The sequence below is a fragment of the Metabacillus idriensis genome (genome assembly GCF_009674765.1).
In the GTDB taxonomy this organism is placed as follows: Bacteria; Bacillota; Bacilli; order Bacillales; family Bacillaceae; genus Bacillus_P; species Bacillus_P idriensis.
The window spans coordinates 882,082-893,224 of record NZ_WKKF01000001.1; the positions used below are offsets into that span (position 1 = coordinate 882,082).

11 protein-coding genes are annotated in these 11,143 nt (G+C 43.5%); 8 read left to right on the top strand and 3 right to left on the bottom strand.

Annotation, left to right across the window (positions count from 1 at the left end; genetic code table 11):
* Window positions 1–40: 40 nt before the first annotated feature.
* Window positions 41–898 carry a glycerophosphodiester phosphodiesterase gene (locus GJU41_RS04335; protein WP_070876988.1) on the bottom strand — a complete coding sequence of 286 codons (858 nt, stop codon included), beginning with the start codon at window positions 896–898 and terminating at the stop codon, window positions 41–43.
* Between the two features lie 84 nt (window positions 899–982).
* On the opposite strand from GJU41_RS04335, the gene GJU41_RS04340 reads away from it, so the two are divergent.
* The 5 genes from GJU41_RS04340 to GJU41_RS04360 all read left to right on the top strand — a co-directional run bounded on the left by GJU41_RS04340 (window position 983) and on the right by GJU41_RS04360 (window position 4,762).
* Entirely contained in the window at window positions 983–1,681 is a 699-nt protein-coding gene (locus GJU41_RS04340) for a response regulator transcription factor (protein ID WP_154318079.1), read from the top strand.
* Window positions 1,678–3,039, top strand: a complete 1,362-nt coding sequence (locus GJU41_RS04345) for a sensor histidine kinase (protein WP_154318080.1) — start codon at window positions 1,678–1,680, stop codon at window positions 3,037–3,039. Before GJU41_RS04340 ends, GJU41_RS04345 begins: the two co-directional genes overlap by 4 nt.
* Window positions 3,040–3,095: 56 nt before the next feature.
* Entirely contained in the window at window positions 3,096–3,797 is a 702-nt protein-coding gene (locus GJU41_RS04350; RefSeq protein WP_154318081.1) for a PepSY domain-containing protein, read from the top strand.
* 172 nt (window positions 3,798–3,969) lie between these two features.
* Window positions 3,970–4,524, top strand: a complete 555-nt coding sequence (locus GJU41_RS04355; RefSeq protein WP_154318082.1) for a PepSY domain-containing protein — start codon at window positions 3,970–3,972, stop codon at window positions 4,522–4,524.
* Between the two features lie 133 nt (window positions 4,525–4,657).
* Window positions 4,658–4,762 carry a YjcZ family sporulation protein gene (locus GJU41_RS04360; protein WP_083328226.1) on the top strand — a complete coding sequence of 35 codons (105 nt, stop codon included), beginning with the start codon at window positions 4,658–4,660 and terminating at the stop codon, window positions 4,760–4,762.
* A 334-nt stretch (window positions 4,763–5,096) separates the two neighbouring features.
* On the opposite strand, the gene floT is transcribed toward GJU41_RS04360, so the two are convergent.
* Both floT and GJU41_RS04370 read right to left on the bottom strand, forming a co-directional pair.
* On the bottom strand, window positions 5,097–6,620 hold the full coding sequence (floT, locus tag GJU41_RS04365; protein ID WP_070876993.1) for a flotillin lipid rafts scaffold protein FloT: 1,524 nt from the start codon (window positions 6,618–6,620) through the stop codon (window positions 5,097–5,099).
* Entirely contained in the window at window positions 6,617–7,162 is a 546-nt protein-coding gene (locus tag GJU41_RS04370; protein ID WP_070876994.1) for an NfeD family protein, read from the bottom strand. Before GJU41_RS04370 ends, floT begins: the two co-directional genes overlap by 4 nt.
* Before the next feature lie 167 nt (window positions 7,163–7,329).
* Between GJU41_RS04370 and GJU41_RS04375 the strand changes: the two genes are divergently transcribed.
* The 3 genes from GJU41_RS04375 to GJU41_RS04385 all read left to right on the top strand — a co-directional run bounded on the left by GJU41_RS04375 (window position 7,330) and on the right by GJU41_RS04385 (window position 10,969).
* On the top strand, window positions 7,330–8,430 hold the full coding sequence (locus tag GJU41_RS04375) for a CdaR family transcriptional regulator (protein ID WP_070876995.1): 1,101 nt from the start codon (window positions 7,330–7,332) through the stop codon (window positions 8,428–8,430).
* Between the two features lie 124 nt (window positions 8,431–8,554).
* A complete protein-coding gene (locus tag GJU41_RS04380; protein ID WP_070876996.1) occupies window positions 8,555–9,823 on the top strand; it encodes a GntP family permease in 1,269 nt (422 codons plus the stop codon).
* Window positions 9,824–9,835: 12 nt separating this feature from the next.
* Window positions 9,836–10,969, top strand: coding sequence for a glycerate kinase (locus GJU41_RS04385; RefSeq protein ID WP_154318083.1), 1,134 nt, complete (start codon window positions 9,836–9,838; stop codon window positions 10,967–10,969).
* The last annotated feature ends 174 nt before the right edge of the window (window positions 10,970–11,143 follow it).

Below are 11,143 nucleotides of genomic sequence, written 5' to 3' on the forward strand. Positions count from 1 at the left end.
AACGATCTTTTTCTCATAAAGAAAAGCATGAAGGGCAGCCTCATGCTTTTTGAGCTTTAATATAATCAGGAAAATCCGTTGTAATTCCGTCCAAATCCAGCAGCATAAAAGCTTTTGCTGTTTTACGGTCGCGAATCGTATACGGAATGATTTTCATGTCGTGTTCATGAATACGCGCGATTAGTTTTTTTGTAACGAGCCGTCTGTTTGGATTCACATAGTTTGCATAAGTCTTGAATTCCTCGAGCTGTGTGTTGGATATTCCTTTTGGCGTGAATTTTACAAGGACTCCGATTGGAATCGTTGGTGCGATTTCATGAAATCGTTTCATCGAATTGGTATCGAATGATTGGACAATGACATTTGTCTGCCGATTTTCAATCAGGCCTCTGCTTGCTAAAACATCGTAGACTTTCTGCTCAATGCCTGGATACAAGGCAGGGCTTTTCAGCTCAATGAGCAGTCCGCATTTTTCACTATAGCGGTCGAGCACCTCATCAAAGGTGGGGATTTTTTGTCCAGCAAACGACCCGTGAAACCAGCTCCCTGCATCGAGTTTCCGCAGCTCATTAAATGTGAGATCGCGTACGTTGCCTTTTCCATTTGTTGTTCTTTCAACAGAGTCATCATGAATGACCATTAAACGGCCGTCTTTACTTACTTGCAGGTCAATTTCAATAAAATCAGCTTTCATTTCGATCGCTTTATCGTAGGATGCAATTGTATTTTCCGGTGCATAGCCTGAGGCCCCTCTGTGGGCAACGGTCAGCATAGAGCGTGCTGCACCTTTTTGGGACGCTGCTTTTTTTAAAAAAAGAACGGCTGTCAGCATACAAATTACAATGACAATAATAATGGTTTCAATAAATATACACCTCCCGTCGGCTTGTCTTTTCATAGTACCCCAGTTTATGAAGCAATGCCAACAGGAAGGATAGAATCATGATATACTGCAAAAAAAAACAGTGTCAGGGAGGCAGTTATGGAGAAAGCAAAAATCTTGATTGTAGAAGATGAAGTGAAGATTGCCAGAGTGCTGAAACTGGAGCTTGAGTTTGAAGGGTATTCGGTCCACTCCGTTCACGATGGTCTGGATGCGCTTGAACAAATTCGTTCATCTTCCTGGAATTTAATCCTCCTTGATGTGATGCTCCCTGGTCTAACAGGCATTGAGGTGCTTAGAAGGCTTCGTGCGAATGATCAGGAAACTCCTGTTATTCTTTTGACAGCACGCGATTCGATTCCTGATAAAGTGAGCGGCCTTGATCAGGGTGCGAATGATTACATAACAAAACCCTTTCAAATAGAAGAATTGCTGGCGAGAATCAGGGTTTGTCTGCGGACAAGCAAACCAATCCATTCCTCTGAGGAAGAAGGAATCTTGCAGGCTGCAGATCTTACAGTGAATGAAAAAACAAGAGACGTCAGGCGGGGAGCGGCAGAAATTGAGCTGACGCCGCGGGAATTTGATTTGCTTGTCTTTTTACTTAATCATAAAAATCAGGTGCTGAACCGCGAGCAGATCCTAAACGGAGTGTGGGGATATGACTATTACGGAGATACAAATGTCGTTGATGTGTATATCCGTTATTTGCGGAAAAAAGTAGACAGTGAGTTTGATTATGCCCTTATTCACACAGCCAGAGGTGTCGGATATTCTATCAAGGAGCCCGCATCATGAAAATCAATCATAAAATTCAGCTGTTCTCAACCGTCTGGATGCTGATTATCGTTCTTGCGATTAATGCTGCCATCTATTTTTTGTTTTTAACGATGACTCAAAACAGCGAGCTTGACCGGGTAAAGCTGCAGGCTGAAGCCGTTGCAGGGGCCATAAGGCAGGATGAAAACCAGCAGGTAAACTCATCAGACCTTTTAAGAGCTTATTTGCCTGCAGACGGGATGATCCGAATTATTAATGAACAATCAAAACAGATTTTAGCTGTTTCAAAAAATGCAGATTATCGAAACATTCTGTCTCCGGAATTTCGCTCCTCTGAAAGCAGCGAAGTCGTCGAGGCTGAAGGACTTTCTTTTGCCAAGGCTGCTGTTCCTGTGATTTGGAGCAATGGGGAAGTCGTTCAGCTTGAGGTAACCGAAAACCTTGAGAATGTGAATGAAAATATGAATGTATTGAAAATCGTCCTGGCCATCGCTTCGCTTCTAGTTTTGCTGCCCTCCTTCTTTGCAGGAAGAATGCTGAGCAGGATGATTCTAAAGCCAATCAACTCTTTAATTGGGACGATGGAGGAAATTGAGAAAAAGGAAACCTTTAAAAAAATTGAAGTCAGCGGCCATTCTAAGGATGAGCTGCATCAGATGACAAATACGTTCAACAATATGATTGAACTGCTTCAGACAAATTTTGAAAAACAGCAGCAGTTCATTTCCGATGCGTCACATGAATTGAAAACGCCTTTAACGGTTATTGAAAGCTATGCAAGCTTGCTGAAACGATGGGGGACAACAAAACCTGAAGTCATGGAAGAATCTGTAGAAGCCATTTACTCTGAAGCAGTGAGGATGAAAGAAATGACTGGGCAGCTTCTTCAGCTCGCCGAAAATGATGCGCGTATGCAGTTGAACGTGGAAAAAATTGATCTTGTTTCGATTTGTCACCAGTCAGGACGAACACTCGAGCAGGTCTACAACCGTCATATTAACTTTCATTTTGATCAAAAGGAGCTGTTCATCTTTGCAGACGAGCTGAAAATGAAACAGCTGCTGTTCATTTTGTTCGATAATGCGATGAAGTACAGTTCAAAAAGCATCACATGTACGGCTGAACGGGAGAATGGGAGGGTGCATCTTTCTATTGCCGATCAGGGCATCGGAATTCCGGCTGAGGATCTTCAGCATGTATTCGACCGTTTTTTCAGAGTGGATAAAGCGCGAAATAGAGAAACAGGAGGGACAGGACTTGGTCTTTCCATTGCCCGAAAAATTGTTCATGCCCATGGAGGAGAGATTTCAATCGATAGCACGGAGGGAAAGGGGACTGCTGTTCATCTTTTTTTTGAAAATCAATCCTTCTCATGAAGTTTTAATCTTGATAAGGTAACATAATTTCAAGGAATGCTTACTAGGAGGGAATCATGAACAGAAAATGGACCATCTTCAGTGTGCTTATGATTATTGGCGTCATTGGAATCATCGGGATTGCTTCTGTCATGAAGGGTGATGTGAAGGTAACCGAAGCAGAAGCCCGAAATTTAGTAGAAGCGCACTATACGGGAACAATTAAAGAAATGGTGTTAACTAAATTAGATGACAGAGAAGTCTATCAGGTGGAGCTTGAAGAAAAGAAGGGACTATATACGCTCGAAGTAGATGCCGCAACTGGCAGCATTCAGAACCTGAAGCAGGTAAAGAAAGCAGATCTTGAAAGTGAGAAAGAACCGGCACTGTCAGAAGCAGATGCGAAAAAGCTTGCAGAGGAAACCTACAGCGGGAACGTTCAGACTATGACTTTACAGGGAAAAACCTACAGCATCATATTGCTGACAAAAACAGAAGAAATTAAAGTAGAAATGAATGCTGACAGCGGGGAAATTAAGTCAGAGGATAAAAGCAGCATTGAAAAAACCAAACAGCCGGTCAAATTGACAGAAGAACAAGCGAAAAAAATCGCGTTGGCTGAAGTGAAAGGGAACATAGAAGATATTGATCTAGAAGAAGAGGATGGCAGTGTATTCTATGAAGTCGAAATCGAAGCAGGACAGCAGGAAGCAACCATCCAAATTGACGCATTTACAGGTAAAATTTTATCTGTAGCCATTGAAAATGAAGAAGACTGAAAAACATCTTTTGATTTTGTCAGAAGGTGTTTTTTTTATTGTGTGTGGATAGATATGGCTAAATGATAAGCATTTTATGTTTTTCTCATCGTTTTCTAATGTTTCTATCTCTTTTTTATCATTTTAGAGGTCTAAGATAAGGGTGTAAGAGAAAAACAAGGAGGAATAAAACATGAAATTAACAACAGCATTATTGACCGGAGCACTTGTCATTGGCGGAATTGGGGCAGGATCACAATTTATCGGACCGAATGACCGTGCCCAGGCAGAGAAAAAGGCAGAAGAGCAAAATCTGAAAATCAGCTATGAGCAGGCAAAAGAAATCGTCCTGAACGAACAAAAAGGCAGCATTTCAGAAATGGAGCTTGAGCGTGAATCAGGTGTCTGGGTATATGACATCGAAGTGAAGTCAGGCGGAAAAGACTTTGATTTTCACGTAAATGCGGACTCAGGCGAAATCACGAAAAAGAAACATAACGAGAATAAGGATGATGACAGCGATAATTCAAACATCGATTCAAATAAGGTGAAAATCAGTCTTGAAGAAGCAACGAAAATCGCTTTAAAAGAGGCAAAAGGAAAGGTTGAAGAAGCTGAGCTTGAGAATGAAGACGGAAAAGCAATATACAGTTATGAGATTCAGGGTGAAAACGGCAAAGAAGCAGAAGTCGAAATTTCAGCAGAAACCGGGAATGTTCTGAAAACAGAATGGGATGACGAAGATTAATCGCATGAACCCTCAAATGTGCTTAGGGCATTTGAGGGTTTTTAGTAAACTCCACTCTTGTCCTATGTCAATTCCTAGTAATTTACATATTTTGATAAGGAAAGTGACTAAGACGTGAAATGGAGGAAGAGAAATGTCTGGTGGAAACAACAACAATGGCTTCGCGCTGGTAGTCGTATTATTTATTCTTTTAATCATCGTAGGAGCTTCATTCTACGGCGGCAACGGCGGATACTAATAATAGCCGGGAGCTTCTGATGATAAATCAGGGGCTCCTTTTTTTACATATAACGCATTAGGGTGTTTATGATTTTCGACAAATTTACGCGTCTTGGACAAACACACATGCGAACTAATAGAAGGGTGAATAAGATGTCTTATGAGGAAAATGCTTATCTCATAATCCTCTTATTTGTAAGACACCTCTTCCTGCTTGCGCATGCTGAAAACAGCATGCGATCTTTTTTTGCCTGAAAACGATGCAGATATGATGTTTATAGATATTCACACTTGTTTAAATCATTTTCTTACAATGGAAAAACGCTTGGATGGTTACCAAGCGTCTAGAAGGTCTATTCTTTTGGATCTATCTCTCTCTTTTGATTCAATGAAAGCTGATCGATGCTTTGCTTAATATTGCCTTTGCCGGAGTAATTTTCAATCAGCTCTTTTATGTCAATGCCTGAGGATGCCTTCAGACTCTCCTGAAGGGAGCTCATCAGATTAGTCGCATAGCTCGTGACTTTATTTGCGCCGCTGTTTTCCCCGCTGCCGCCGGTGTCGACGACTGTGATTTTATCAATGTTGGAAAGGGGAGCTGCAACTTGCTTCGCGTATTCAGGCAGCATTTTCACAATCATATCCAATATCGCAGCCTGGCCGTATTGTTCGAATGCTTCGGCAATTTTTTCTTTGGCGACAGCCTCAGCAATCCCTTTCAGGCGGATGACTTCAGCTTCTGTTTCCCCTTGTGCGCGCTGTGCTTCGGCTTTTGCTAAACCGTCCATGCGGATTCTCTCTGCTTCAGCTCTTGCCAATGCTTCAATTCGGTACTGATTCGCATCTGCATCTGCAAGCTGTTTTGCTTTTTCGGCAGCTGCCGCCTGTTCAACGGAGTAGCGGTCTGCATCTGCTTTTTTCTTCACTTCAGAATCATACTGAAGTTCGCGGCGCCGAATTTCTCTTTCTTCGAGTTCAATTTGCTTTTGTCGCTCGATGATTTTAACCTGCATTTCCTGTTCGGTCACATGCTGTCTTGCTTTTGCCGTTTCTAGGTCATAGGCCTGATCGGCATTTGCTTTTGCCGTATCCTGATCTCTCCGGTATTCCGCCATTTTCAGCTGATTCAGCTTCTCTGCTTCGGCAATTTCCGTTGCGCGCTCAAGCTCCGATTTCTTCGCCTCTTTTGCTGCTTCTGCCCGTTTGATGCGGGTTTCTTTTTCAGCTTCAGCTGTTGCAATGTCAGCATCGCGCTTGACCTGGGCAATTCTCGGTTTTCCTAAAGAATCAAGGTAGCCATTTTTATCACGGACATCTTTAATAGTGAAGGATACAATGACAAGCCCCATTTTCGCCAGATCCTGAGAGGCCACGCGCTGTACTTCCTGAGAGAACTTTTCACGGTTTTTGTAGATTTCCTCAACGGTCATTGAGCCGAGAATCGAGCGGAGGTGGCCTTCTAGAACCTCACGCGCTTCCTGCTCGCGGTCAGTTTTTGATTTCCCGAGAAATTGTTCAGCAGCTGTTGCAATCTCTCCGATGGAACCGCCGATTTTAATGATTGCCGTTCCATCTGCCATGACGGGAACTCCCTGCTCGGTGTAGACTTCAGGCGTGGACACATCAAGTTTGCTTGAAAGCAGGCTAAGTGGTTCTGCTTGCTGAAAGACAGGCAGCACGAACGTTCCGCCTCCGCGGACGATTTTGATCTTGTTGCTGTTTTCATCTGTATGGACGTTTTTGGCGCCAAGATAGCTTCCCGTTACAATAAGTGCCTCATCTGGTCCTGCTGTCCGGTATTTCGTGACAAATACGGCGATTAAAGCAATGAGAATGAAAAAGACAATACATAAAACAATAATGATTGGCATGGTCATAATGTGTCCCCCTTAAGTGTGTCTTCAAATGGCTGGTACGATGTGACGAATGCGATGCTGTTTTTGCTTTCAATGACTAAAATCTTTGTTCCGCTTGGGATTGGGGTATTATCAAAGCTTGCGGCCGTTTTTGAGATCGAGCCGACACTGCTTGCGAGCAGCACTTCACCGAATCCGTCAACCGGGATGGATGTAATCACATGGCCGACACGGCCTTTAAGCTCTGATTCATGATAAGAAAGGGATTCCTCTGCTGAAGAAAGCGGAACGAATACAAAGATGTGAAGCAGAGTAACTAGAATTGCTGAACTGAAGATGGAAATGAGTACAGAAAGAAACATTGAAAACAGGGCGGTCATCTCAAGAATGTATCCGCAGGCAAAAAAGAATGTCATAAATGCGAGGACAAGCGTCGGACTTAAAAACGGAATACTTTCGGTGATGCCTTCTATGGCGTCTCCAAAAAAGACAAACAGCAAGGTCAAGCTTCCGGCAATAATCAGTCCGATTAAATAAATGGTTTCAATCGGGTAACCAAACAAGTTATCACCCTCTCTCTTTCTTTTTTGGAAAAATCTCCTTTCTTTGGGTCCCACTTACTTATACGACTTAATAGGCGGAAAGTTTCATCTTTTTGGAAAAATTGAATAATTGCCATTTATTCATTGAATGATAGAATTTAAGAAAACGATCAGCAGGTGAATCTGAAATGAATGAAAAACTCGCAAAAGAGATTGTCGCAAGAACAATGTCCATTATTCCCTATAATGTCAATGTCATGGACAAGGATGGAATCTTAATCGGCTCTGGTGATCATGCACGGCTTGGGGATGAACATCACGGAGCACTGAAGGTTCTGGAGACAGGAGAAAAAGTTGTGTTTACAGAGCAGGACAGCAGAAATTATCCGCGGACGAAGCAGGGAGTCAATTTGCCGATTTTTTTTCATCAGGAATTAATCGGCGTGATCGGCATCACAGGTGATCCATCAGTTGTCGCTCCGTTTGGTGAGCTTGTAAAAATGGCGGCAGAGCTTACAATAGAACAAGCTTATTTATCTGATCAAATGAGGTGGAATGAAGCATTAAAGCAAGAAACGCTCATTCAGCTCCTAAAAGGCGGTAATCAGCAGACAGCTGAATTTAAAGAACGGGCAGAACGCCTGAAACTGAACATTTCCACCGAAAGACAGGCTGTTCTTTTTCGCCTTCCTGAAGAAATTCCCCTAAAGAAGAGGCAGCTCTTTATGAGAGAACTGGAGCTTAAAGCCGGAAAAAATGATTTAATCGTAACAACATCCGCTGCAGAAATTGTCTGGATGGTAGAAAGCAAAGTTGTTCGGTCATCTTTTGATCAGGATAAAATGAATGAAATGCTGTTAAGAATGGATCTTGGTATTTACGGTGCTCTTGGTTATCAGTACGACGGATTTTGTGGTGTATCACTTTCTTATGAGAGTGCAAAAGAAACCCTGGATGCTGCAAGAAAACACTGTGCTGATGGTTATTTCTACACTTATACAGATTGGGCGCTTTCCGTTCTGCTCAGAAATAAGAAAGACGAAACGAAACATGAGCTATTTAACTATACGATGAACAAATTCCTGCGGTCAGATCGAAATGGAGAGCTGCTGCATACCTTAAGAGCATTCATTCAGTTTGACGGAGACATGAATAAAACAGCTGAGGAGCTATTTATCCATAGAAACACTCTCAGATACCGGCTTGATAAAATAGAAGAAATAACATCCTATAATCCTCGGAAGACGCTGGATTTGATGACCCTTTATGCGGCAATAATGGTGGCTTAAGGTGTGCATTTGCACAAATAAGTCCAATTAATGCCTTCTTTTTTTGTCATCTGTGACAATGATTCCTTTTTAGTAAGCGATTACAATTATATTAATTGAAACACTTACAAAGGGGGAAACACCAATGGATATTCAAGTAAGCGCTTTCGGGGCAGTGTGTGCGCTGATTGTTGCGATCGTTCTCATCTTAAAGAAAGTTCCTCCAGCATACGGCATGATGGCAGGCGCCCTGGCAGGCGGCCTTCTTGGGGGAGTCAATCTGACGGAAACCGTAGAATTAATGATCACCGGTGCAAAGGATATCACGCCGGCTGTTCTAAGAATTTTAGCTGCAGGCGTTCTTGCAGGCGTGCTGATTGAGTCAGGTTCTGCGTCAGTGATTGCAGATACAATCATCAAGAAAATAGGTGAAAAGCGCTCACTGCTTGCCCTCGTAATAGCAACGATGCTTTTAACAATGGTCGGTGTCTTTATAGATGTAGCTGTTATTACCGTTGCACCGATCGCTCTTGCAATTGCACAAAGGGCCAAGCTCTCTAAGCCGGCGATTTTGCTTGCAATGATCGGGGGAGGGAAGGCAGGAAATATCATGTCGCCAAATCCAAATACGATTGCGGCAGCAGATGCGTTTGACGTGCCGCTTACATCCGTGATGGCAGCTGGCATCATTCCAGCGGTTTTTGGTGTCATTGTCACTTATGTATTAGCTAAAAGAATGGTTTTAAAAGGTGAACAGGTAAAAGCTGAAGAAATTACGTCTCAGGATGGGGGCCATCTGCCTGCTTTTGCAGCAGCCATCAGCGGACCGCTTGCGGCCATCTTATTGCTTGCGTTAAGACCGATTTTTGATATTGCGGTCGATCCGATTATCGCTTTGCCTCTTGGGGGCATCATTGGAGCAATCGCGACAAAGAACGTTATCCGCTTAACCGATTTTGCCACTTCAGGGCTTTTGAAAATGTCTGGTGTTGCGATCATGCTTATCGGAACAGGGACGCTTGCAGGTATTATTGCGAATTCAGGTCTTAAGGATGTTATTGTAGCAGGTTTGAACGCTTCCGGACTTCCGGCATTTATTCTTGCTCCGGCATCAGGGATTTTAATGTCAATGGCTACTGCCTCGACAACAGCGGGCACAGCAGTAGCAAGCAGTGTATTTGCTCCGGCAATCATAGAAATCGGGATTTCCGGTCTTGCAGGAGCAGCCATGGTGCATGCGGGTGCTACTGTGCTTGACCATCTTCCCCACGGAAGCTTCTTTCACGCAACAGGCGGAAGTGTTTTTATGGGAATGAAAGAAAGAATGAAGCTGATTCCCTATGAATCTCTGGTCGGATTCACACTGGCGGTTATCTCTACCTTAATATTTGGCGTTTTAAAACTGTTCGGATAGGAGCTGAAAGAGTTGAAGATTGTGATAGCACCAGATTCATTTAAAGAAAGCATGACGGCGCTTGAAGTATGTGAAGCGATAGAACGCGGATTAAGACGGTCCTTGCCTGAAGTTAAGACGGTGAAAATTCCAATGGCCGATGGCGGCGAAGGGACTGTACAGGCATTGGTGGATGCTACAGGCGGAACCTTTACCTCCCTTACCGTGACAGGTCCTCTAGGTCTTCCTGTTGAAGCTGAATACGGCTGGCTTGGAGACCTTAAGACAGCTGTCATTGAAATGGCGGCTGCTTCAGGGCTTCATCTAGTGCCGCCCGAAAGAAGAAATCCGTTAATGACGACAACTGCAGGTACTGGCGAGCTTATAAAAGATGCCGTGCAAAAAGGGGCGGAGCATTTGATTATCGGCATTGGGGGAAGTGCAACGAATGACGGCGGCATGGGCATGGCTCAGGCACTCGGAGTGAAATTCCTTGATGCCGAGGGGGCAGACTTGCCGTATGGCGGAGGCGCCATATCAAAGCTTGCAAGAATTGATGTTTCAGGAATGATGAAAGAATTATCAGGCGTAACCATTGATGTAGCCTGTGATGTCGATAATCCCTTGACAGGGCCAAACGGTGCTTCTGCCATATTCGGTCCCCAAAAAGGAGCAACAGATGAAACAGTTTCTGTTTTAGATCAGAACCTCTCACATTATGCTTCTCTCATTCTAAAAGAAACGGGCATGGATGTTGAAAAAAGAGAAGGATCTGGTGCAGCAGGAGGACTGGGAGCGGGGCTGCTTGCCTTTTTGAATGCGAATCTAAAGCGCGGAGCCGACATTGTCATAGAAACCGTGCAGCTTGAAAAACACATGTCGGAAGCTGATCTTGTCATAACTGGTGAAGGCAGAATCGACGGACAAACCATTCACGGCAAAACGCCTGTCGGTGTATCAAGAGCTGCAAAAAAACTGAAAATCCCTGTTATTGCGATTGCAGGGTCAATCGGCGATGGGTATGAAAGCGTGTATGACGAGGGAATCGGTTCTGTTTTTTCCATCGTCCCGGGAATTGTCTCATTAGAAGAGGCACTGCAAAAGGGACCAATTTTTGTAGAGAATTTGATGGCCAATCTTGGCCGGGTTTTAAATTTGAAAAAATAAGAGGAAAACCGGTTAGCACGATCTAAAACCGGTTTTTTGCTATTCTCGATTCAGCAGGCTGTCTTTACGCTAATTTCTGCATTTATAGATATCCATGAATCGGCTATTTTTTCTGCAAATCTAATAAATTCTCATTCTCTCTTTCCATTGCCATCCATATTTTGTAACATGGGA